Genomic DNA, 24,063 nt, shown 5'->3' on the forward strand with positions numbered 1-24,063 from the left:
TTTATGGCGCGAGGGCGCCACGTGGGCGAGCTCACAATCGACACGACGTCGGAGAAATACGCAGACTTTGGCGAATGCGCAGATTTACGTTTGAACAGGCTGTTGCACGAGCTTCGACTCAGCGGAAATAGGCCTTGGTGTTCTCGTGAACATCGGCGCGCGTCAGCAGCTCGGCGGGAGTCAGCCACAGGTAGTCGCTGTGCTGATCGGGACGCCCGAGCGCAGCCGTGGTGCCAGACGTTATCGCATACGCCAGCACGATGTAATGCGTCGACACATCGGGCTCGCCGGCGAAGTTGTCAGTGTAGTGATGCTCGAAGACGCCTTCGAAGCGGGCCGCGGAACGCGCCAGCTTCGCAATGCCGAGTTCGGCGTCGGCGATGCGGGCGAAGGCGGCGTCGAGGGTTTCGTCCTTAAGGATGCGGCCACCCGGCACGAACCACGTGCCGCGCGCTGGGCGGTTGCGGCGATGGCCGATCAGCACCCGGCCTTGCGCGTCGCTGACGATCAGGTCGATGGCGACCAGCGGCGTCAGACGCACCACGTCCAGGAAGTCGATCTCGGTCAGCATGTCATCTCCAGCGGGTCGGCGTATCGGTTGAGCGTGGCGGGATCGTGCAGCGTGCAGCGTGCGAATTGCAGCGCGTTAATACTCGCGGTGATGGTCGTCGTCCTTCGTGATCCGGTCGGACACACTCCCCAGTAGCAGCGCCAGCAGAACGGCGCCGATCGTTGCAAACAGAAACGCCCCGATCATGGCGGCGAGCACCAGCATTGTCCATGCAAGGCCGTTCATGGTTCGGCTCCGCCGTGTTGATAGGCATGCTACCTCGCTCAGGGCTGGAGTCTATGTGCGTCAATAAGCTCGGGCCCTGTCACATGACGCCGAAGTATCGTCACATCGCGCCGCGCGCGTGCCGCTGCGGAATCGCCAGCGCGTCGTCGATACGTCACTGCCGAGCCACGTATCCCTCGGGTGTCGTGACCGCATCCTTGAAGACATCCGCGTTGCCGGAAACCACATAAATGGGCGAGGGCGTGAGCTTCAGACTTGCCACGCCGTCGCGATACGGCACGACGCTGGCGTTGCCCATCATGTCGAGCATCGTCACTTCGCCGGTGGTGCCTGGCGCGTCGACCCGCAATCGATACCCGACTGTCCGGCTCGCGTCGAAACCGGACCTGGCGTTCCACTTGTCGTTGTCGTGCGTCCACAGCGCGGTGACGATCTTGCCCGCGCCGAGGCGCCGGAATGCGTAGGCGTAGACGCCATCCGGCAAGCCCTTGAGCGGACCGAGCGTGTCTGTTCCGTCGACGATGCGCGTCATCGCCGCCACTGCGAGTGCCGCCGGCTTCGGGCTGATGCGCGTCGCCCCGTAGGCGCCGGTCGGATGATCGAGCTCGAAGAAAATCCCGTAGCCCGGCGCGGCGTCCGGCATGTCGGCGAGGTAGAACACGTAGCTCATGTCGGCGCCTTCGCCGAGCAGAATCAGATGTGTGCGCGCCACGATCGCGGCTTGCGCATAGAGCACGTTGGCATCGGGATAATTCTTGCCGTACGACTGGCCGATTTCGTAGCTGATCCCCGTTTCGGTGACGAAGAGCGGCGCGCCCGGCTTCAGGTACAGACGCATTTCATGGCGCAGCGCACGCATCGAGGCGATCAAGGCGCCAGGCACCGTGCCCTGGTTGCCGGTGTCGGCGACACGTTCAGGCGGATGCGACGGCGTCGTGCCGATATCGTAGTAACCGTGAATACTCATGCCGTCCATATAGCGGCCGACCCCTTGCGGGCCAAGTCGCCGCATCCACGTCACGTTGCCTTGCACCGAGGAATACGTGAGCCCCATCACCACGGCATGCGGATCGGTCTGATGAATGCCTTCCCAGACCGCCTTGTACATGGCGATGAAATTGGCGTCGCTATCGCGCCACGGCAGCCCGCCGTCGGCGTCCGGTTCCCAGGTTACCTGATAGTAGTTGTCGCGTTGAGTGGGGAAGTAGGTCATACGCGCGCGATTCGATTCGGCCCCGACCCTGGCCATGTAGTCCTTCATCTGTCCGAGCGACGTAGGTGCATAGCTATGCGTTTCCTTGCCCGTAGGACTCGCCCACGCCGGAATGCCGTCGAGCTGGATCAGCCGCAGGATGTCGCCGTGCCGGAAGAAGGGCGTCAGCTGTTTGGTCGCGGCGTTGAAAGTACCTGGGCCTTTCGGTTCCTCGACATACCAGTTGCGGTTGTCGTTCACCCACGACAGGCCGAGCGCGGTGTAGACCGGCCGGTAGCCGTCGCCGTCGCAGCAGTGCTGGCCTGGCGCGAGATAGGCGGTGCCCTGGCCGCCGAAGCGGTGCTGATCTTCATGGGCAAAGCGCACGGCGGGCAACGCGGTGGCCGTATCCGGCAACACGCCGAAAGTGGCGATGCCGATGGGCCGCGTGCCGCGCGCTTCGAGTTGCCCGTGAGCGCGTTCGAGCGACGCGGAGACCGCGAAATAGCCGGCCACCGTCGATGCACAACTCAGCGTGGACAGTGTCGCGCCGGCGGAGACGGGGAAGCGGCCGCTCGCGCGCACGGTATTCCAGCTATCGCGGATCTGCCAGTTGAGCGTGTCGTTCTGAGTGGGACGTGTGACGAATACGAGCGCGAACGGCTTGCTTGCGGCGAATAGGCGCGTGCCGTCGCCGGGCGTATCGGCTTCGAGCAGGTCGCCGTTCGCCGCAGTGCGTACTTGCGACGCCGGGGCGGTGCAGCGCAGGCCTTGTCCGGGCGGCGCTTTCAGATCGGCAGGTGTGGCGCTTGCAACCGGTTGGACTGCGGCATCGCCGTTCGTCGCGGACACCGATGCCGACGACGTCGCGCGCGCTGTTGCTCCAGCGTTTGCCGGAGTCAATGCGAGCGCACAGTGCTTCTCGACGCCGGGTGCGGGGTCGCCGAAGACACCGTTGTTGCAGTCGGCGCTGGCCGTGAAAGTCTTCACCGTATGCTGTGCTGCAGTGCCGTATAAAACGTCGCGCGTGCCGTCGAAGCGACAGGTACCGTATTCCGCAGCACAGGGTGCCCACTTTCTACCGTCAGCGGTGAATTGCGCGTTGCTGTCTTTGCCCGCGGCTGCCGCGGCGCCCGACGCCTGGGGTGACGCCACACCCAGGCTCAGCATGGCCAGAGCCATCGCCGGTGCGGCAGCGCACACTCGCCGCGCGGCCCTCCTCGATGACGCAGCGATCGTGCGCCACGCGCGTTGCTCGCCTACATTCGACATGTTTTCCCCGTCCAGTTGTCTGCGTGCCACGAGACGATGGCGCGTCGCTGAACTGCTAGTTCACCAGGTCAGACCCGCCGCGATTCATCATAAGCCGCAAAGTGTTGCGGAAACCGCATAGTGCATTTCCGCAAACCATTGGCGGAAACGGACCGTCTTGCAACCGACACATTCCGCCATTGGCCTACCTATTGCCGGGTCGCTTAAAGCTGTCTTATATCCGTGTTTCACGTTTGAAACATTAAGCGCCCGGTTTATATTGCCGCGTTCCAATAACAATGAATTAAATAATTTTGTCCTCCTGCAAAGTGCCTATATTAGGTGCTTGATTTAGTCATTTCCGCCCGTTGCTTATATCGTCCGAAGAAATTCAGCGCGATAGCGGGGCCGCCGAATGAAGCGAAGCCGAAGGCGAGTGCCCTCATTTTGCTGATGTTCAAGGTAAAAGTCACTTGAAATCATGGGCTTGAAGGGCGGATCAAATTGTAACTTTCGCGTTTTCGAGTAGTGCGCATGTGTGCGCTGGCGAACGAAATGGCGCTTTTATTTCCATTAAGATTCGCAGAATGCCAATTCATTGATATGCGGAATCGGAAATTAATTCAATGGAAAGGTTCTGCTAGTACGTTTGTTCCGAAAATCACTGGCTCAGCCCCCTGTCCATACGCCAACATGTCTGCTTTTCCGGTCATGGCGGCTAAATGCTTGAATAGCGGTGGCTATGATGCACTGCACAGAGCCGGCCTCTCTGTGTGGCCGTTCAAGGTGAAAAGTAGATCCGTTTTCTGACGAGGATGACTATGACCTGCGCGAGTCTGGAGTCTGCAATGCTGCGCTGGGTGCACGCGCCGAACAAGGGCATGCGCCGCATCGCGATACTGATGTTCAACGACTGCTCGCTACAGGGCGCCGGCGTGGTGGCCGAAGTGTTCCAGGCCGCGAACGAACTCGCTTCGTCCGGCTCGGGCGGATGGCTGTACGACGTGTCGTTTCTGTCCGCCGACGGTGGCATGGTGACGTCGTCGTCTGCCTTGCGGGTCTGGACCGATGGGCTCGACGCGCGTCACTACGGCGGCTTCGACGCGCTGTATGTCGCGGGTGGCAAAGGCGCCTTCGCCGCTGCAGGCGACGAGCGTCTGATCGCCTGGTTGCGCCGCGTGCGCCGCAACACCGGCATGATCCGGCCAATCGCGGAAGGCCGCACGCTGCTCGACGCCGCGTACGTTCCCGAGAATAAGGAAAGCGGCGATTTTCGCCAGCAGCAAGTGGCCGTGCGTCAGCCGGAACAAGGCCAAAGCCAGAGTCAGGGTGCTGACGCGGGCGATCGTCTCGAATCCATGCGCAGCGCGCTTGCCATGATCAAACGCGATCTCGGCAGCGCCACCGCGCGTACTGTCGCCGAGCGGCTGCTCGCCGATTCCTGCTCGAACCTCGCGCCGCTGCTCGGCGAAGACGGTGGCCTCAGCCCCGGCGATAAGGTGCGCGCTGCGGCTCGCTGGCTGCAGGAAAACTGTCAGCAGTCGATTTCGATTGCCGATGCGGCGCAGTTCGCCGCGATGAGCGAACGCAACTTCCTGCGTCGCTTCAAGATGGAAATGGGCATCACGCCCTCGAGCTTTCTGTTGCACGAACGCCTCGCCGTCACCTGCAGTCTGCTGACCGAATCGGAATTGCCGGTCGACAAGATTGCACGGCGTACCGGCATGGGCAATGGCGACCGCCTCGCGAAGGTGTTTCGTAAGCGGATGCGGATTTCGCCCACCGAGTTCCGGATTCAAAGCCGCCGTCTGGTCGGCGAATAGCGTCGACGGGGCCAGCCATCAGGCCGCGTGTGCCGCGGCCTGATGGTCCGTTTTTCCCCGTCAGGCTGTGAAGGTTCTAAGGATTACGAATATGTTGACTCAGGGAGTGGTGAGCGCCGTATCGGTCGACCCGAACGGCAAGAATGCCGGGGCGGTTGACGCGCGTTGCACGCGCATCGTCCCGGTCATTCTCGCGGGCGGTTCGGGTACCCGTCTGTGGCCCGTGTCGCGTGAAAATTATCCGAAGCAGCTGATCGACGTGGTCGGGACCGATTCCCTGCTGCAGGCGACCGCTCGTCGCATGGACGGATTTCCGGCCGGCTGGAGCGTGGAGCGCTCGCCGATCATCGTGTGCGGCGAAGAGCATCGCTTCGTGATCGCCGAACAACTTCATGAAAACGGTGTCGATGCCCGTCTTGTTGTGGAACCTGCACGACGCGATACGGCCCCGGCGTTGACGCTGGCGGCATCGCTTGCCTGCGCGGATGGTCACGACGCGATTCTCATCGTCATGCCGGCGGACCACTCCATTGCGGATGTCGGCGCGTTGCAGGGCGCGCTGGAACGCGCCGCGCGTCACGCTGAACAGGGCGCGATCGCGACGTTGGGCGTACCGCCCACGCGTCCCGACACCGGCTTTGGCTACATCCGCATCGGCGCGGGTCTGCCGGATGGCGCGCATGTGATCGACGGTTTCGTCGAAAAGCCGGCGGAAGAGCTGGCAGCGCAATACGTCGCGGCAGGGACGTACTGGTGGAATAGCGGCATCTTCATCGTTCGGGCCAGCGTGTGGCTCGAGACGCTGAAGCGTTTGCAACCCGACATGCACGCGGCGTGCGAAAGCGCGTTCGTTGGCGGCAAGACCGATGGAGCGGTTTTCCGCCCGTTGCTGGATGCCTTCCTCACGGCGCCGGCCGATTCGATCGACTACGCAGTGATGGAGCGCCTGGCCGATGTCGATCCCGTCGTGGCGGACCCGGCGCAAAGCGCGAGCGAGTCGACGGCCGGGCCGGCCGTCACCAACCCCAGCGGCGTGGTCGTGCCGCTGGACGCGGGCTGGTCGGACCTCGGCTCGTGGGACGCCGTCTGGGCGGCGATGGACAAGGACGTCAACGGCAACGCCGGCCGCGGCCGGGTGACCTTCGAAGGCTCGGTGTCGAGCTACGCGCATTCCGAAGGACGGCTGGTGGCCTGCGTGGGCACCACCAACGTGGTGGTGGTCGAAACGGCGGACGCCGTGCTGGTGGTCGACCGTTCGCACGTGCAGGACGTCAAGGGGCTGGTGGCGCGCATCAAGGCCCAGCACGCACCTGAAGCCGACGCACATCGCAAGGTACGCCGCCCGTGGGGCTTCTACGATTCGATCGACCATGGCGAGCGTTTCCAGGTCAAGCGCATCGTCGTGACGCCGGGCGCGCAGCTCTCGCTGCAATTGCATCACCACCGCGCGGAGCACTGGGTCGTCGTGCGCGGCACGGCGCTCGTCACGCGCGGCGAAGAGCAGTTTTTGCTGAGCGAAAACGAATCGACTTACATCCCGCTCGGTACCCGTCACCGGCTTGAAAACCCGGGCAAGGTGCCGCTCGAAATCATCGAAATCCAGTCAGGCGCCTATCTCGGCGAAGACGACATTGTGAGGTTCAACGACAACTACGGCCGCTGCTCGTGAGCACGCACCGGGCCGGGACTCATTTGCGGACAAGAACGGCAAGAACGAGGTAAGCAAAATGCGCAAGTTTCAGGATTTGCTCGCGCGAGTTTTCGATGTCGCGTTGGTGTTGGCGGGTGCGGCCGTGGCGTCGCAGATCCGCTTTGATTACCTCGCTCAATCTGGGTTTCTTTGGGCGCTCGTGATGTTTTCCGCTGCCTTCGCGCTGGCTATCTTTCCGGCGTTCGGCGTCTATGAGTCATGGCGCGGTCGTTCGAAGCTCGCACTGGCCGGCCAGGTGTCGCTCGCCTGGCTGATGGTGCAGGGTTGCGCGCTGGTGTTGATGTATTCGCTGCACCGCATCGATTTCGTGTCGCGCTTGTGGTTCTCGTATTGGACCGCGGTGACCGGCGGCTTGCTGATCGCTTACCGGCTCATCACGCATGCGGTGCTGGCGCGTGCGCGCGGCGCCGGGATGAATCTGCATCAGGTGGCGATCGTGGGAAGCGGCTCGCAATGCGATGCCATTCTGCGCCGCATCGAGTCTGCGCCGACCACCGGTTTTCGTGCCACCGCCGTGTACAACACGCGCCCGGACGACTCGACGGTGACCAGCTCGCGCGTGCCGGTGTTCGACACGGTCGAGGCGCTTGCCGAATACATTCGCACTAACGACGTCCACGAATTGTGGCTGATGCTTTCGCTCACCGAGGAGCCGCTGATCTGTTCGCTGATCGGCGAGTTCCGCGACGATCTGGTGAACATCCGTTTCATGCCCGACGTGCGCAGTCTCGCGCTCTTCGAGGGCAGCGGCGTGATCGATCTGCTCGGCGTGCCGGCGATCAACCTCGTCGCTTCGCCGCTGTCCGCGAGTTCGATGCTGAAGAAGGAAATCTTCGACCGCCTGTTCGCCGCCACGGCCTTGCTCGGCCTTGCGCCGATCCTGCTGGCGATCGCGATCGCGGTGAAGCTGTCTTCGCGCGGGCCGGTGCTCTTCAGGCAAAAGCGCAAGGGTGCCGACGGCCGCGTCTTCACGATCTACAAATTCCGCTCGATGCGTCCGCACATCGAAGCGAAAGGCACCGTCAGTCAGGCGACGCGCCACGATGCGCGCGTCACCCGGGTGGGCGCGTTTCTGCGTCGCACGAGCCTCGACGAACTGCCGCAATTTTTCAACGTGTTGCGTGGCGACATGTCGGTCGTTGGACCGCGTCCCCATGCACTCGAGCACGACGACCTCTATCAGAAAGTGGTCGCGGGCTACATCAATCGCTACCGCATCAAGCCGGGCATCACAGGTTGGGCGCAGATCAACGGCTTTCGTGGCGAAACCGACCGCATCGAAAAGATGGAACGTCGAGTCGAACATGACCTGTATTACCTGGGGCATTGGTCGTTCGCACTCGACATGCGGATCATCGGCGCGACGATTGTCGCCGGACTGGTGCATCGAAACGCTTACTAAGTAGTTAACAAGCACGCTGGGCGCTACCTCCCCCGAGGACAGTCGCTCTGGCGCAAGGAGGAAACATCATGAGCTCGCTTGGTTTACGCACGGGAAGTCTCCTGGTTTTCGCTACCGCAACTCTGCTTTCCGGCTGCGGGATCGTGCCGGGTCAGAGAATGGTGACGCCAGCCGCGATTCAGGACACAGGTGGTGATTACAGCACGGAGCCGAATGCGCAACAGCAGATTCCGATCACCGACATCAATCTCGCGCTGCTGCGCAAGATGAACCAGGCGCAAACGACCGCGCCGCTGTCGACGCAGACGGCCGCGCTGTTCGGCAAGCCGTCGGCGTACAAGGTCGGTCCCGGCGACGTGTTGCAGATCGTCGTGTGGGATCACCCCGAACTCGCTGCCGCGCTCGGCCAGCCTGCGCAGAATGCGAGAACGACGGATGCGGCGCCCGGTTTCCTGATCGATGAAAACGGCGACGTGCAGTTTCCGTATGCCGGCACGGTGCACGTGGCCGGCAAGGACGTCTCGGCGATCCAGAAGGAGTTGCACAAGCGTCTGAGCGTCGTGTATCAGAAGCCTGAAGTGACGGTGCGGGTGGCTTCGTTCCGCGCGGCGCAGGTCTATATCGACGGTGAAGTGCGCACGCCGGGCACCCAGTCGGTCAACGACATTCCGATGTCGCTGACGACGGCGGTCGGCCTGAGCGGCGGCTTCAGCGCGAATGCCGATCGCAGCCGCGTGGTGCTGATCCGCAATGGCGTGGTGTATCCGCTGAACATCGACGATCTGATCAAGCATGGTCACAACCCGTCGGACATCTACCTGCAAGCCAACGACGTGGTCCGTGTGGCCTCGCGCGAAGACAGCGGGGTGTATGTGATGGGCGAGGTCAACAAGCCCGCCACCATCCTGCCGATGCGCAACGGTTCGCTGACGCTCTCGCAGGCGATTTCCGACAGCGGCAGCTTCGACTCGAACACGGCCGCGGCACGCCAGTTGTTCGTGATCCGCAATTCGACCAGCGAAACGCCGGAGGTCTATCACCTCGACGCGACCTCGCCGGTGTCGATGGTGCTCGCCAATCAGTTCGAGCTGCAACCGAAAGACGTTGTGTACGTGGGACAAGGTGGACTGGTCCGCTTCAACCGTGTGCTGAACCTGCTGCTGCCGGCGATCAATGCGGCTGTGACGGGTGCCGTACTGGCGAAATGACAACCGTGCAACTTGACCTTGAACCGCCGGGCTTTGTTGGGTGAACAAAATGGCAATCAACTTCGAAAACCGCTACACAGACGTGTCTGGGCCGGATGAGCTTCATCTGACCGACTATCTGCGCACGATCGTGCGAGGCTGGCGCACGGTTGCGATGGTGACGCTGATCGCGCTCGCGCTGGGGTGCGCGTACGCGTTTCTTGCGCCGCCGACTTACCGCGCGGACGTGCTCTTTCACGTCGAGGACAAGACGGCGAATGCCAATGGCAACGGCAAGGATTCCTTGCCGCCGCTCACCGGCATGTTCGATACGAAACCGTCGACCGCTGCCGAGATCGAGTTGCTGAAGTCGCGGCTCGTCACGGAAGAAACCGTCAAGACGCTGCACCTCGATATCTCAGCGGCGCCGCGCTATTTTCCCGTCATCGGCGGGTTGATCGCGGGGCTGGTGAACGGGCAGTGGGGTTTCAGGCTGCCGCAGTTCATCAACCTGTCGGGCTATGCCTGGGGTGACGAGAGCATCACGGTGTCGCAGTTCGACACGTCGAAAGAGATGTACGACACGACCTTCACGCTGATTGCGGGCAACGAAGGGTCGTACGTGCTGCGCGATAAGAACGGCATCGCCATTCTGTCGGGCAAAGTGGGCGAGACCGTGCAGACGGACACCGCCGACGGCCCGATCGCCTTGCACGTCGACAAGCTGGTCGGCCCTCCCGGCGCACGTTTCGAACTCTCGCGCGCCTCGACGCTGAGCACGGTGGACCGGTTGCAGAAGGCCATGGTCGTGCAGGAAACCACGCTGCAATCCGGCGTGATCCGCGCGAGTCTCGAAGGCGGCGACGCCGGCCTGACCGCGGCGATCGTCAACAGCATGGCGCGCGAGTTCGTGCGTCAGGACGTGGAAAGCCGTTCGACCGAAGCCGAGCACATGCTGGCCTTCCTCGACCAGCAATTGCCGGGCTTGCGCAAGGAACTCGACGACGCGGAACAGCGCTACAACAAGTTCCGCAACACGCACGGCACGGTCGATCTCGGCGAAGAAAGCCGCTTGCTGCTGCAACAGATCGTCGACAACAAGACCAAGTTGCTCGATCTGCAACAGCAACGCGCGGAGATGTCACAGCGCTTCACGGCGAATCACCCGGCAGTGATGGCGCTCGATGCGCAGATCGCAGCCTTGCAAGGCGCGGCGAGCAACATGAACCGCAGCGTCGCGGTGATGCCGGATACGGAGCAGACCGCCTTGCGCCTGCTGCGTGACGTGCACGTCGACACGGAGCTGTACACGAATCTGCTTAATAGCGCGCAGCAACTGCGGGTGGCGAAAGCCGGCCAGGTGGGTAGCGTGCGCGTGGTGGATTTCGCCGAAGCGCCCGACGAACCCGTGCGTCCGAAACGCGTGATCGCGATTCTGATCGCGCTCGGCGGCGGTCTCGTGCTCGGCATCATGCTGACCTTCTTCAAGCGTGCGATGTACGGCGGCGTGGAGCGTCCGGACGAACTGGAAAGCATGCTCGGCGTACCGGTGTTCGCCGTGGTGCCGCGCAGCCAGAATCAGCTCAAGCTGCAGGAAAACGTCATGCTGCGCCGCCGTGGTCTGCATGTGCTCGCACAGCAGGCGCCGGAAGACATCGCGGTGGAGGGCGTGCGCAATCTGCGCACCTCGCTGCAGCTCTCGCTCGATCACGCCGAGAACAACGTGGTGATGATCACCGGCTCGCGGCCCGATTCCGGCAAGTCGTTTCTGTCGGTGAATCTGGCGGCGCTGGTGGCCTCGGCCAACAAGCGCGTGCTGATCATCGACGGCGACATGCGGCGCGGCGACGTGCACTCGCACTTCGGTATCGGCCATCAGCCTGGTCTGTCCGACGTGCTGAGCGGCGGCGATCTGAGCGCGATGATCCAGCGCGACGTGCTGCCGGGTCTCGACGTGCTCGCCAAGGGCACGCTGCCTTCGCACCCGGCTGAATTGCTGATGAGCAAGCGCTTCGAAACGATGCTCGAAGAGTTGAAGTCGCACTACGACCTCGTGATCGTCGACACGCCGCCGGTGCTGGCGGTGACCGACTCGACGGTGATCGGCAAGCATGCCGGCACGACCCTGCTGGTGGTGCGCCACGGCCGCCATCCGCTTAACGAAGTCATGGAAACGGCCAAGCGGCTGCGCAATGGCGGTGTCGGACTGCGCGGCGTGCTGCTCACCGATGTGCCGCAGGAAGGCGCGTTTCTCGGCTCGGGTTATCAAGGCGGCTATTACGGTTACGACAGTATCGCCGGTTGAGGGGGCGCCGCCCTCGCGGCGGTGCGCTCAACCATGCTTTGGCAAAGGAATCGCAGGTTCTTTTAGGAGAGAGCTCCATGAAACGCAAGGTCGCGCTGATCACCGGCATCACTGGACAGGACGGGTCGTATCTGGCGGAGCTGTTGCTCGCCAAGGATTACGACGTACACGGCATCAAACGCAGGTCTTCCCTGTTCAACACAGACCGGATCGATCATCTTTATCGCGATCCCCACGATCCGGATCAGCGGCTCTTTTTGCATCACGCCGACCTGACCGACTCGACCAGCCTTCTGCGCGTGATCCAACGCGTCGAGCCGGACGAGATTTATAACCTTGCGGCGCAGAGCCACGTCGCGGTGTCGTTCGAGGAGCCGGAATATACGGCCAATGCCGACGGTCTCGGCGCGTTGCGCATTCTCGAGGCGATCCGCATTCTCGGGTTGCAGGACAAGACACGCTTTTATCAGGCGTCGACTTCGGAACTGTACGGCCTCGTGCAACAGGTGCCGCAGTCGGAAACCACGCCGTTCTATCCGCGCAGCCCGTATGCGGTCGCCAAGCTGTTTGCGTACTGGACCACGGTGAATTATCGCGAGGCATATGGCCTCTACGCCTGCAACGGGATTCTGTTCAATCACGAATCGCCGGTGCGTGGCGAGACTTTCGTGACGCGCAAGATCACGCGCGCCGTAGCGCGTATCGCGGTCGGCATGCAGAAGACGCTGTATCTCGGCAATCTCTCGGCACTGCGCGACTGGGGTCACGCGCGCGATTACGTGGAGATGCAATGGCGCATGTTGCAACAGCAGCAGCCTGAGGATTACGTCATCGCCACCGGCGTGCAGTACAGCGTGCGTCAGTTCGTGCAGCATGCCGCTGCCGAACTCGGCGTGACCGTGCGCTTCGAAGGCACGGGCGTGGATGAAGTCGGCATCGTCGAAAAGGTGGAAGGACGCGAGGTCAAGATGTCGCCCGGCGACGTGATCGTGCGGGTCGATCCGCGCTATTTCCGCCCTGCCGAGGTCGAAACGCTGCTGGGCGATCCGTCGAAGGCGCACGCGAAGCTCGGCTGGCAGCCCACTACCTCGTTCGAGTCGCTCGTCAAGGAAATGGTGCGCTCGGATTATCAGATCGCCCGGCGTGATGCACTGGTTACGCTGGCCGGCTTCACGGCGCTGGAACATCACGAGTAAACCGCGATGAACAAACAAGCACGCATCTTCGTCGCGGGCCACCGTGGCATGGTTGGCTCCGCGCTCGTCAGGCGCCTCGTGGCGGAGGGTTATCCCAACGTGATCACCCGCACGAGGGCGGAGCTCGATCTGATGGATCAGGCCGCGGTGAACCGCTTTTTCGAAAGCGAACGGATCGACGTGGTGCTGCTGGCGGCCGCACGCGTGGGCGGCATTTTCGCCAACGCGTCGCGTCCGGGCGAGTTCATCTACGAAAACCTCGTGATCGAAACCAACGTGATTCACGCGGCGTATCGGGCGCGGGTCGAGCGGCTGGTGTTCTTCGGGTCCTCGTGTATTTATCCGAAGCAATGTCCGCAGCCGATCCGCGAGGAGTACCTGCTGACCTCGCCACTCGAGCCGACCAACGATGCCTATGCGATCGCCAAGATCGCGGGTCTGAAGTTGTGCGAGGCCTACAACCGCGAATACAGCACGCAATATGTTTCGCTGATGCCGACCAATCTGTACGGTCCCAACGACAACTACGATCTGACCAGCAGCCACGTGCTGCCCGCACTGTTGCGCAAGGCGCACGAAGCGCGCATGAACGGCACGCCGTCGCTGACGGTGTGGGGCTCGGGCACGCCGCGCCGTGAATTCCTGCACGTCGACGATCTCGCCGCGGCCACGCTGTTCGTGCTCGAAAACGACGTGACGGATGGGCTTTTCAACGTCGGCGTGGGCGAGGATCTGTCGATTCGCGAACTCGCCGAAAGCATTTGCAGAACCACCGGTTTCGAAGGCGATCTGGTATTCGACGCCTCGAAACCCGACGGCACGCCGCGCAAGCTGCTCGATGTGTCGCGTCTCGCGCAAATGGGCTGGCGCGCGTCGATCGGCCTCGAGGACGGACTGGCCTCGACGTATCAGAACTTTCTGGAAGCACACGCGGGCTCGACACCCGCCGCCGCATTGCAGGTGTAAATGCGCGGGCAGGTTGCAGTCAGGCAGCAAGGGTTCGGTGTTGGACTGAAAGACGCCAGGGATGCGGTGCTGGCGCGGTAAGCGCGGCACACGCAGGGACGATTCTTTGAGGGAGCAGTATAAAAATGACCGCGTCAGTCACTATCTTCCACAACGTCGTATGGTCGCGCCACAAAGGTGTTGTGTTTTCCGCGTTGCATAACATTTCATCGTCGGGCGCGATACGCTACTCGATGGTGCAGATCGCCGACACCGAACACGACCGCATCGGCTTTTCTGACGTCGACTATTCGTACCATCGGTATCCGATGCAGAAGCTGTTCGACGGCTGCTATGAAGACGTGCCCACGATGAAGCTGATCGCGCGGCTCACCTGGGAAGTGCTGCGAACCAAATCGGATCTGATCGTGCTGCCGGGTTACCACCGTCCGGAGTATTGGGCGATGCTGGCGGCGTGCATCGTGACCGGCAAACGGCGCGCGGTGTTTTGCGATTCGACGGCGCGCGACCGGCCCAAGAAACTGCTCACCTCGATCCCGAAACGTGTGTTCTTTTCGCTGTGCGACGGCTACTTCGGCTTCGGCGAGCGCAGCCGCGAGTATCTGCTGTCGCTCGGCGCGAAGCGCGACAAGATTTTCGTGCCGTGTCAGGCCGCTGCCATGCCGGGCTCGTTCTCGCCCGAGCGTGCCCTGCTCGAGCGGACCGCCGCGCGTGCGGGCAATCCGCCGGTGTTCCTGTATGTCGGGCGACTCTCGGAGGAAAAGGGCATTGGCACGCTGATCGAAGCATTCGCCGGTTTGCGTCGGCGCATTCCGGCCGCGCAACTGCGCATCGTCGGCACAGGGCCGATGGCCGACGCGCTGCTTGCGAAGGTGGCCGATCTCGGTGTGGGCGACGCGGTGACGTTCGCCGGCAGTCTGCAGGACGAGCCGCTCACGCGCGAGTATTACCGCGCGACCTGCATGGTGTTGCCGAGCTATAGCGAACCGTGGGGGCTCGTCGTCAACGAGGCGCTCGCGCACGGCTGCCCCGCGGTGGTCAGCGAAAGTTGCGGCTGTGTGCCCGAACTTGTAATCGACGGCGTCAGCGGCTATGCGTTTACGGCGGGCGATGTGGCCGGCTTGCAGCGCACCATGCTCAAGGCCATGGAGGCATTCGCCGACGCCGCCGGCACGGCGCGTCGCTGCATGGATGTGATTCGCCGCTTCGATCCGCCGTCCGCCGCCGCGAATATTGCCCGCGGCTGCGCACTGATGCTAAGCGACTGAACGAAGCCGGCGCGACCGAGGTGGATCGCGCATGCAAAGCCCTAACATGTTCTGGCAGCCACGATGAAGATCCTGATCTACGGCCTCAACTACGCGCCGGAACTGACGGGGACAGGCAAGTACACCGCGGAGATGGCCGTCCTGCTGGCAAGCCGCGGGCACGAGGTCCGTGTGGTCTGCGCGCCGCCTTATTACCCGGAGTGGCGTGTGGCAGCAGGCCATAGCGCGTGGCGCTACCAGCGCGAAACACGCGACGGCGTGAAGCTGTACCGCGCACCGCTGTGGGTGCCGTCGCGTCCGAACGGGATCAAACGCATGCTGCATCTGTCGAGCTTCGCGGCGAGTTCGTTGCCCGTGCTCGCGTGGCAATTCTTCTGGCGCCCCGAGGTCGTGATGCTGATTGCGCCCACCTTGATGTGCGCGCCGGCCACGCTTGGGCTCGCGCGTCTCGCGCGCGCGAGTGCGTGGCTGCACATTCAGGATTACGAGGTCGACGCGGCCTTCGATCTGGGCCTGCTGAAAAGCTCGCGCGCCGCGCGCGTGGCGCGTTGGTTCGAAAGCACATTGCTGCGGCGCTTCGATACGGTGTCGTCGATCACGCGACAAATGAGTGCGCGGGCGACGAGCAAAGGCGTGGCGTCCTCGAAGGTCGTGTGTCTGCCGAACTGGGTCGACGTGTCGACGATCTTTCCATTGCCGCGCGCGAGCGAATATCGCCAACTGTTGGGCATTCCCGCCACGCAGAAGGTGGTGCTGTACTCAGGCAACATGGGTGCGAAACAGGGCATCGAAACGCTCGCCGAAGCGGCGGCGCGACTCGCCACGCGCTCGGATATCACCTTCGTGTTTTGCGGCAGCGGCGCCGCCCGAGAAAATTTGCTGGAGCGCTGCGCGGGACTGATGAACTGTATTTTCATGCCGCTGCAGCCTACCGAGCGCCTGAACGAACTGCTCAATCTCGCCGACATCCACGTGCTGCCTCAACGCGCCGACGCAGCCGATCTGGTGATGCCGTCCAAACTCACCGGCATGCTGGCGAGCGGGCGCGCGATCGTGGCGATGGCGCGCCGCGGCACCGCGCTACATGAAGCGGTGGCGCCGCGCGGGGTCGTCGTGCAGCCGGATAACGTCAAGGCGTTGGTTGCGGCGATTACGGTGCTGGCCAGCGACGCCGAACGGCGGCTCGCGCTCGGCAAGGCGGCGCGCAATTACGCGGAGCGGGCGTTGTCACCGGCTTCGACGATTCAGACTTTCGAGGATCGGCTCGCCAGCGAATTTCGTCAGGCGAAAGAGGGGCTTGCGAAGAAACCGGGGCAGTTCTACGAGCCGAGGCCTCCCACGGCCCACGCACGGCGGCGTCGAAAACCGGCAACCGCAGAGGAGGGCGCGCCGGATTGATCCGGCGCGCGGCGAACTCATGAACGCGATATCACCACGGGGAACGGTAGACCGCTTGCTTGCCGGAGGTGTACGGGTCGGCGTAGGTGGTTTTCGCTGCGCCGCCGGCCATGCCGTCCGGCGTGGTCGGCTGTCCGCCCTGGCCCGCGACGCGCACCGGCCCGTTGCCGGCCGCCGCCTTGCGTTTGCCGGCCGCCGGTTGTGCGCCACCGAGCACGGTCATGCGCTGCTCGCTCATGAGGGCGTTGCGCTGGGCGTCGTCGGTATTGCCCAGTGGCGTGTCGTCGCCGTATGCGTCCGGCGCGCCGAGCAGGGACTGTTCGCCGTTGCGCTGCGTGGCACGCCGGTTCGCGGGCGCCTGGGCATCGGTGCCGTAACCGGTGGCTGCCACGGTGGTGGGCGCGTTGCCTTGTGCGGGCGCAGCGGGTGCCGCGTTCTGTGCGAACGCCGGCGTAGCGCAGGCGGCGATCGCGAGAGACAGCCAGCGTGCAGTGTGACGAAGCGAGATATTCATCGTATTCCCCAGGAAGATGCAGTCGCGATGCAGCTATCGTGCGCCAACCAATCCGCGCGTAGCCGCCAAAACGCTTGCCCGCACGGCCACCTGGCCAAGCTCTGCAGCGGTCCGCAACATAATGTAAGAAAGTTGTTTCGCATACCTGTGCATGTTTACCACGCATTGTGGTTTGGAGAAAGCTGATGGGCAACGTTGCCGACGATCCGCACATCGGGTCCATGCCGCCAGGCGACGCCATTCACGAGGACGGCCGCGTGATCGATCTGAGCCTGGCGGGAAAGGGCAACTATCGCGCGAAGCGCGGCGCCCTGATCGAACTGATCTGGTTCGTGCTCGAAGCGTGCGTGATCAACAACAAACTGCTGCCGCTCTCATTCGTGCGTGTCGCGCTTCTGCGCCTGTTCGGCGCGAAGATCGGCGACGGCTGCCGTTTCGTGCATCCGCTGCGTGTAAAGGCGCCGTGGAATCTGGAAGTGGGCGACAAGTGCTGGTTCGGGGTCGATGTCTGGATCTACAACCAGGCGCCGATCCGCATCGGCTCGAATGTCTGCATCTCGCAAGGCACGTTTCTCACCGCCGGCTCTCACGACATGAGCACCACGATGGATTTGCGCGTAGCGCCGATCGTCATCGAGGACGGCGTGTGGATCACTTCGAAGTGCATCGTGCAAATGGGCGTGACGATCGGTCGTTCCGCCGTCGTGACGCCGTTGTCGGTCGTCCACCGCTCGCTCGAAGCGGAAGGCGTGTATGGAGGAAACCCTTGTCGTTTTATACGGAAACGCTTCGTTCCGTGACCTGAACCACAGACATAGAACCACAGCATTCATACGCTGAGGAGGCCAAGGTCGTGTTTGCCGGAGGGCGGGGGTCGTTGCCCGGGACTGGTCGATGCCGTCTGATCGACGCCCGCGGCGACACCGCCGTCGTCTCCGGTGCTCGACGTGTGCGCAGTCGCGTTGCCGGCCCGGCCGGCAAGCGACGGTGGTCGCGCACCCAGAACTGCATGAAGAAGATGGGGAGTAGGGGATGTTCATCGATACGCGAACTGTTGAACAGAATTCGGTCATTGAAACGACGGTCTGCATTATCGGCGCGGGGGTCGCCGGCATCACCCTTGCGCTGGAGATGTCGCGCGCGGGTGTCGACACCTGCGTGCTGGAAAGCGGCGGCTTTGGTCCCGACGACGAGACCCGCGATCTCTATCGCGGCGAAAACGCCGGACTTCCCTATACCTTCGCGGACGGTTCGCGCAGCCGCTATTTCGGCGGCAGCAGCAACTGCTGGGGTGGCTGGTGCCGGCCGCTCGATCCGTGGGATTTCGACAAGCGCGACTGGATCGCGCACAGCGGCTGGCCGTTCGGTCTCGACGAACTGGCGCCTTACTATGCGCGCACTCACGAACTGCTGAAGCTGGGTCCGCAGAATTTCGACCCGGCGTATTGGGAGCGCGAAATCGGGCGTCCGGATGTGCGTCGTCTGCCGCTCGGCACGGGCCATATGCGCGACACGGTCGCTCAGTTCAGCCCGCCGCTGCGTTTCGGCAAGGTGTATCGCGAAGAGCTGTCGCGCTCCGCGCGGGTGCGCGTGTTCCTCTACGCCAACGTGCTGAACATCGACGCCGACGCGCAGGGTACGAGTATTTCGCGAGTGCGAGTCGGAACGATCACTGAGCGCAAGATGTCGGTCAACGCGAAGATTTTCGTGCTGGCGACGGGCGGCATCGAAAACGCACGCCTGCTGCTTGCCTCGAACAACGTGCAGGCCGCTGGCCTCGGTAATGCCAACGATCTGGTGGGCCGCTATTTCATGGATCACCCGCGGATGATGTCGGGCAAGGTGCGTTTCCGTCCGGGCACGCCGCGCAACAAGCTGTACGACATCAAGTATCACTATCAGAATGCCGCGGTCTCCGCGCACGGCACGAAGATTTCGTCGCAGTTCGCTCCGAACCCGGAATGGATGGCACGCGAGAGGTTATTGAACTCGCGCGTGTGGCTCTACTCGCGCTGGTACGGCGAGGGCAGCGCGGGCTCGGAAGCGCTGATCCGCTTCAAGGAAGCGTTGATGCAGAAGGATCAGCCGGGCCGTAACGTCAGGGCGGATATCGCGACCATGGCCGCGCATCCGCTGGATACCGTCGGTTTCGGTTTGACCCGGCTGTTGCAATGGCCGGCGCTGATCACCGGCGTCACGCTGCAGGCGATCGTCGAAGCGGTGCCCGATCCCGATAGCCGCGTCACGTTGTCGGCGGAGAAGCGCGATCGCTTCGGCATGCCGCGTGTCAAGGTGGAATGGCGTCTGGGCGACCAGGTGCAACGCACCTTCGACAAAACCTTCGCACTGCTCGCGCAGGAATTGCAGCTGGCCGGCGTGGCCGACGTCGAACTCGACGCGCCGCTCGAAGGCCGCAGCTGGCCGACGAAACTGGAAGGCACCTGGCACCACATGGGCACGACGCGCATGCACGATTCGCCACGCGAGGGTGTGGTCGATCGCGATTGCAAGGTGCATGGCATGAGCAATCTGTACATCGGCGGCAGCTCGGTGTTCCCAACCGTCGGCGCCAATTTTCCGACCATCACGATTGCGGCGCTGTCGCTGCGACTGGCGGGGCATCTGGTGCGGCAACTGGATTTGCCGGACATCGTCGGCAACTTGCGGCTCGAAGCCGCGAACAGCTCGAGCATGTCGATTCAGGTACAACCGCAGGTCGAGACCTTGCCGATCGCGGCATCCGCGTTGACGACCCTGATGAAAGAGCAGTGAGCGCGGAGCGACGGTGCGCGTTGGATCGCGCATCGTCGCACGTGCGAGGTTAGCGACCTTCCCGAGCCGGCTCGCGCAACGGGCTGAGCGGGTTGCGTTCGCGTGTGCCGTCGGCGGCGCCCTTCGATTCCAGCAGCGCGGTCAACGCCGCCACCATGGTCTCGATCCGGAAGCGCGAGTTGAACGTGCGGGTAGCCTGCATACGCATGGCCGGGCGAGCGTAGTCGTCGAGGTCGAGCCAGTGCAGCAGACTTTTTTCCGTGCCTTCGACCGTATCCGATGCCACGATGCCCGCGCCGTCCGCCTGGATTTCGCGCCACACGTTGACCTTGTCGGAAATCAGCGCGGGCAGTCCACACCCCAACGCCTCGGCCACCGCCACGCCGAAATTCTCCTGATGCGAGGGCAGAACGAACACATCGCTCGCGTGGAATGCGCCCCACTTGAGGTCGCCCTGCAGCATGCCCGGCAGGCTCATACGGTCTTCGATGCCGGCTGCCTGAGCCTGCGCGCGCAGACTCGTCATCCAGCCGGTTTCATCGGGGCCGGCGATTACCAGGTGCAGCGACTGATCGCGGCCCGCCACGCGTGCGAAGGCGTCGATCAGCAGATCGCAGCCTTTTTTGGCATGCACGCGGCCGAGAAACAGCACGATGCGTTTGCCGCGCAAGCTCGGGATGGCGCGCAGAAAGGTCTCGCGCACCGACTCGGCATCGACCTTCGGCACGGTCGTGCCGAACGGCACGATGCGTTCACGCACCCGGTATAGCCAGAAAGATTGTGCGGCGCGCGTGCGTTCCTCCTCGGTCGTGAAGATCACGGCGCGCGCGTCGCGCAGCACGCGGTATTCCGCCCACGGCCAGTACAACCACTTCTTCAGATGCTTGAGCGGATAGGCTTCCTTGAACCACGGATCGAGCATGCCGTGCGCGTAGACGTAATACGGCACCTCGCTTTTGCGCAAGGCCTTCCATGCGGCGAAGCCATGGTATTGCCACAAGCCGTGCACGATGACCGCGTCGTACTGTTTCGCATTGGCGGCGAGCCAGGGCGCGAGTCGCTTGCTGTAGCTGTAACGGCTGCTGGTCGGGCCAAACGCATGAACCGGAAACGGGAAGGCTGCCAGATGGGCGTCGCCTGGGGCGTCGCAGGTGGCGACTTCGATTTCGTGGCCGGCTTCCTGCATGGCCACGCCGCTGCGGCGTACGCCTTCAACAGGACCGCCGGCGCGTGGGTCGACGCTTGCAAGCAGGTGGAGAATTTTCATCGGACGATATTGGCTCGGTTGGGGCGTTGCGTGGGCGGTTTGCGCGGCACGAGGGCGCCGAACTGGCTGGAGTCGGAAGCGTGATGGGAAGCGGTATGAGACACGCCGAGCGCGGAAGCCAGGTCGGCGCGTCCCATGCCGGGCTGGATGCGGCCGGGCAAATCGGGCATGGCGGACGGACGGACCGGCGGCCTCGGCGCACGTCGCGCGCGGGCCGGCAAGGCGCGTTGCAAGCGGGAGTACGTCGCGATCATCAGGCCGAGCGCAACGCCGAATACGAGCCCGGAAAAACGCGGCCCGAGCGGATTGCCGCCGATCGACGTCGCCGGTAACGCGGCGAACAGCATGATGGCGCGTCCCAGCACGGGCAGCATGGGGGCGTCGGGCACGACCGAGCGCCAATAGCGGTACGAAAGGAAGCAGACGCCGAGCGCGGCGAGCGTGGCCAACGGCATGGCGATGCCGAACACCAGGCCACCTGCGAACAGTTGGTAGACCCAGAAGTTGTGACCGGCAGGCCACTCGACCATCGCGTAGAAATCCTTCTCGCTCATCTGGCCGGCTAGATCCTGCAGATAGATCGGCGAGTAGCGGTAGTAATGGCCGTAACCTTCGCCGAATAGCAGCGTTTCCGGTTCGGCAGTCACCTGGTCATACTGGTCGCGGATTTCCGCGAGACGCGTGATGGTGGTCGGGTCTCTGCCGGAAGCAGTTTCCTGCGACGCGGAAATGCGTTGCGCCCAATGCTCGGCCACCGTCGGGAAACTCACGGCCGCGATGCCGGCCACGCCCGCCAGCACCGCGCCGACGATGATGCTGCGCGAGAAAGCGCGCCAGATATGCTGGATGGACGGCGCGCTCAGCGCGACGGCGATGATGAACAGCAGCACCGTGCCAACCAGCAGGCTGCGCGTCACGCTCAACAATTCGACGACGATGGTGATGGCGAACACGCCCACGGTCATCAGCGAAAAGCGCTTGGCCACGACGAATTCGTGCAGCAGCACACCCTGCAAACCGAGCAACGTGACGGAGATGATCCGGTAGCGCACGTCTTCGAGGTCGCCGCCGGTTGCCATGCCGTAGGCGAACGTAAACAGCATGCTGATCAGATTGGCGATGTATAGAGCCCGCTCGAACTGCGAGATCCGAAACTCGCTCCACGGGCGGCAGGCCACGAGGTAACCCAGCAGGAAAAGCCCGAAGGGCAACAGGGTCCGCAGATAGTTGCCGGTGTCGTTGTCCTGGATCAGTTGGGGAACCACGCTGCCGAGCACGCACAGCACCAGGCTGGCGGTGACGAGCGTCCGCAGCCGCGAGCGCTCGTGAAAACGCGGCGCGATCAGCAGCAAAGCAAGGCCCGCGGCGATCGCCGGGAGCACCAGCAAGGATTGTGCAAAGTGACCGGTATTGGCGTCGGTCGCCTTGTAGTCCACCGCTAGCGGTAACAGAAAGATCCAGATCCAGGGCGTTGCATACTGGTGGCGCATTGCTGAATTCCTCCCCGTCGCCGTCGATTCGCCGTCGGTCTGGTGCGGACGGTCTCGCATCGGGTCATTGTGCGGGAATCTCCCAACTTGTTAGTTGGCTGGGCCGCATTCGTCGCCGATTGACAGGGTTCTGGCGAGCTCGGCATAAGCACGCCCGGCAAGACGCGCGCACACTTACCTACTTTGTCGGCCAATGCCTTGAAGTTGGCGCGCACGCGTGCGTAGCGCCAACCAAGATGCAAAAAGGGCCACGCGCCCGCGAAGACGACAGGGGAGAACAACATGAAATTATTCGGCGGGGCGGGACCCGCGAAGACCGGCCGGGCGATCGAGCTCGATTTCGTTCGCGGCATCGCGATCATCGCGGTCATGGGCTTTCACTTTCATGCTGTTCACACCGGTAATTACCTCATACAGATCATCGAATACCCGCTGAAAAATTTCGGCCGGGAAGGTGTCAATCTGTTCTTTACGCTCAGCGGTTTTCTGGTGGGCGGCCTGTTGCTCAGACAGTACGCCGAAACGGGCCGTGTCGACGCGCGGCGCTTCATCATCCGACGGATTTTTCGTATCTGGCCCGCGTATTACGTACTGATCGTGTTTCACGTGCTGGCCGGGCGTCATCCGTTGAATAGCTTTCTGGTTCAGAACCTGACCCACTTGCAGAACTATCTGGGGACCTCGATCACCCAGACGTGGAGCCTCGCGGTTGAAGAACACTTTTACCTCGTGCTGCCGGCGCTTTTATTGCTATTCGCGCGTTGGCGTCTCGGCGCGTGGACGATCGTCAGTATTCTGACCGGCATTTGCGCGGTGGTGCTCACCGCGCGCTGTTTCGCGGTGGCGGGCGGCAACCTGGATGGCGCCTTTGCGTACACGCAATACCGCATCGACAGTTTGCTGGTCGGCGTGATTCTGTCCGCGATCTACTGGATGAAGCCGGGCGCTTATCGCGAACTCGCCAGGCGCAAATGGTTGTTGATCGTGAGCGTCGTGCTGCTGTGCGCGTGGTTGGCTTTTGCCACGAAAAACCTCGCGCTCGACGAAAGCATCGGCTACACGATTCAGGCAATCGGCTTCGCCGCGCTGATCGTGCTGGTGCTGGAGTATTCCGGCTCGCTGCGCTCGTCGCTGGTGTATCGCGGTGTCGCGTGGATCGGGCTCTATTCGTACGGTATTTACCTGTGGCATTCGCTCGCGCTCGCACCGGGCGACATCATCATCCGCAAGGCCACCGCCCTCGGTCTGGCGCCGAGCGTGATCTGGGTCGTCGCGCTCGCCGCGCAGTTCGCGATTGCAATCATCATTGGCTACGCGACCACGCGTGCCATCGAGTATCCGTTCCTGCTGATGCGCAACAGGCTGTTCCCGGAAAAGCACAGCAGTTCGGTGCGTGGAGACGGTCCCGCCGATTTGCCTGTCGGGAAGGAAGTGCCCGTTGCAAACGGTGGCCAGTTGCCGACCTGAATCTACGGTTGGGCGCGCGGCCGTCGCGAGCGCGAACACGAAAAAAGGCGTTCATCCT

At 63.1% G+C, this 24,063-nt stretch carries 18 protein-coding genes; 12 read left to right on the forward strand and 6 right to left on the reverse strand.

The window, feature by feature from the left end; genetic code table 11:
* Positions 1 to 118: 118 nt before the first annotated feature.
* The 3 genes from FQ705_RS23385 to FQ705_RS23390 all read right to left on the reverse strand — a co-directional run bounded on the left by FQ705_RS23385 (position 119) and on the right by FQ705_RS23390 (position 3,260).
* Positions 119 to 571, reverse strand: a complete 453-nt coding sequence (locus tag FQ705_RS23385; RefSeq protein ID WP_144144740.1) for a GDP-mannose mannosyl hydrolase — start codon at positions 569 to 571, stop codon at positions 119 to 121.
* 75 nt (positions 572 to 646) lie between these two features.
* Positions 647 to 796 (reverse strand): hypothetical protein, encoded by a 150-nt coding sequence (locus FQ705_RS34195; RefSeq protein WP_186307969.1) that lies wholly within the window; start codon positions 794 to 796, stop codon positions 647 to 649.
* A gap of 154 nt (positions 797 to 950) precedes the next feature.
* Positions 951 to 3,260: a hypothetical protein gene (locus tag FQ705_RS23390; RefSeq protein ID WP_144144742.1), complete on the reverse strand. Its 2,310-nt coding sequence runs from the start codon at positions 3,258 to 3,260 to the stop codon at positions 951 to 953.
* 800 nt (positions 3,261 to 4,060) lie between these two features.
* Between FQ705_RS23390 and FQ705_RS23395 the strand changes: the two genes are divergently transcribed.
* The 9 genes from FQ705_RS23395 to FQ705_RS23435 all read left to right on the forward strand — a co-directional run bounded on the left by FQ705_RS23395 (position 4,061) and on the right by FQ705_RS23435 (position 16,495).
* Positions 4,061 to 5,062, forward strand: coding sequence for a helix-turn-helix domain-containing protein (locus FQ705_RS23395; protein ID WP_144144744.1), 1,002 nt, complete (start codon positions 4,061 to 4,063; stop codon positions 5,060 to 5,062).
* Between the two features lie 91 nt (positions 5,063 to 5,153).
* Positions 5,154 to 6,731 (forward strand): sugar phosphate nucleotidyltransferase, encoded by a 1,578-nt coding sequence (locus tag FQ705_RS23400; RefSeq protein WP_144144746.1) that lies wholly within the window; start codon positions 5,154 to 5,156, stop codon positions 6,729 to 6,731.
* 58 nt (positions 6,732 to 6,789) lie between these two features.
* Positions 6,790 to 8,175: an undecaprenyl-phosphate glucose phosphotransferase gene (locus tag FQ705_RS23405; protein WP_144144748.1), complete on the forward strand. Its 1,386-nt coding sequence runs from the start codon at positions 6,790 to 6,792 to the stop codon at positions 8,173 to 8,175.
* 68 nt (positions 8,176 to 8,243) lie between these two features.
* Positions 8,244 to 9,383, forward strand: a complete 1,140-nt coding sequence (locus FQ705_RS23410; protein ID WP_186307971.1) for a polysaccharide biosynthesis/export family protein — start codon at positions 8,244 to 8,246, stop codon at positions 9,381 to 9,383.
* Between the two features lie 49 nt (positions 9,384 to 9,432).
* Positions 9,433 to 11,667 (forward strand): polysaccharide biosynthesis tyrosine autokinase, encoded by a 2,235-nt coding sequence (locus FQ705_RS23415; RefSeq protein WP_144144750.1) that lies wholly within the window; start codon positions 9,433 to 9,435, stop codon positions 11,665 to 11,667.
* 77 nt (positions 11,668 to 11,744) lie between these two features.
* Complete coding sequence (gene gmd / locus FQ705_RS23420; RefSeq protein ID WP_144144752.1) at positions 11,745 to 12,863, forward strand: GDP-mannose 4,6-dehydratase; 1,119 nt, start codon at positions 11,745 to 11,747, stop codon at positions 12,861 to 12,863.
* A 6-nt stretch (positions 12,864 to 12,869) separates the two neighbouring features.
* Positions 12,870 to 13,829, forward strand: coding sequence for a GDP-L-fucose synthase family protein (locus FQ705_RS23425; RefSeq protein WP_144144754.1), 960 nt, complete (start codon positions 12,870 to 12,872; stop codon positions 13,827 to 13,829).
* 125 nt (positions 13,830 to 13,954) lie between these two features.
* Positions 13,955 to 15,097, forward strand: a complete 1,143-nt coding sequence (locus tag FQ705_RS23430; protein WP_144144757.1) for a glycosyltransferase family 4 protein — start codon at positions 13,955 to 13,957, stop codon at positions 15,095 to 15,097.
* Positions 15,098 to 15,160: 63 nt separating this feature from the next.
* Positions 15,161 to 16,495, forward strand: coding sequence for a glycosyltransferase WbuB (locus tag FQ705_RS23435; RefSeq protein WP_144144759.1), 1,335 nt, complete (start codon positions 15,161 to 15,163; stop codon positions 16,493 to 16,495).
* 31 nt (positions 16,496 to 16,526) lie between these two features.
* Here FQ705_RS23435 and FQ705_RS23440 read toward each other — a convergent pair whose 3' ends face one another.
* On the reverse strand, positions 16,527 to 17,009 hold the full coding sequence (locus FQ705_RS23440) for a hypothetical protein (RefSeq protein WP_144144761.1): 483 nt from the start codon (positions 17,007 to 17,009) through the stop codon (positions 16,527 to 16,529).
* Between the two features lie 185 nt (positions 17,010 to 17,194).
* On the opposite strand from FQ705_RS23440, the gene FQ705_RS23445 reads away from it, so the two are divergent.
* Together FQ705_RS23445 and FQ705_RS23450 are read left to right on the forward strand one after the other, a co-directional pair.
* Positions 17,195 to 17,809, forward strand: a complete 615-nt coding sequence (locus FQ705_RS23445) for a DapH/DapD/GlmU-related protein (RefSeq protein ID WP_144144763.1) — start codon at positions 17,195 to 17,197, stop codon at positions 17,807 to 17,809.
* Positions 17,810 to 18,041: 232 nt separating this feature from the next.
* A complete protein-coding gene (locus tag FQ705_RS23450; protein WP_144144765.1) occupies positions 18,042 to 19,781 on the forward strand; it encodes an FAD-dependent oxidoreductase in 1,740 nt (579 codons plus the stop codon).
* 49 nt (positions 19,782 to 19,830) lie between these two features.
* Here FQ705_RS23450 and FQ705_RS23455 read toward each other — a convergent pair whose 3' ends face one another.
* Both FQ705_RS23455 and FQ705_RS23460 read right to left on the reverse strand, forming a co-directional pair.
* Entirely contained in the window at positions 19,831 to 21,048 is a 1,218-nt protein-coding gene (locus FQ705_RS23455) for a glycosyltransferase (RefSeq protein WP_144144767.1), read from the reverse strand.
* Positions 21,045 to 22,538, reverse strand: coding sequence for a hypothetical protein (locus FQ705_RS23460; RefSeq protein ID WP_144144769.1), 1,494 nt, complete (start codon positions 22,536 to 22,538; stop codon positions 21,045 to 21,047). Before FQ705_RS23460 ends, FQ705_RS23455 begins: the two co-directional genes overlap by 4 nt.
* A gap of 282 nt (positions 22,539 to 22,820) precedes the next feature.
* On the opposite strand from FQ705_RS23460, the gene FQ705_RS23465 reads away from it, so the two are divergent.
* Positions 22,821 to 24,005: an acyltransferase family protein gene (locus tag FQ705_RS23465; RefSeq protein ID WP_144144771.1), complete on the forward strand. Its 1,185-nt coding sequence runs from the start codon at positions 22,821 to 22,823 to the stop codon at positions 24,003 to 24,005.
* Positions 24,006 to 24,063: the final 58 nt, after the last annotated feature.

Origin of the sequence: Paraburkholderia sp. BCC1884, from assembly GCF_900996225.1 — a bacterium.
In the GTDB taxonomy this organism is placed as follows: Bacteria; Pseudomonadota; Gammaproteobacteria; order Burkholderiales; family Burkholderiaceae; genus Paraburkholderia.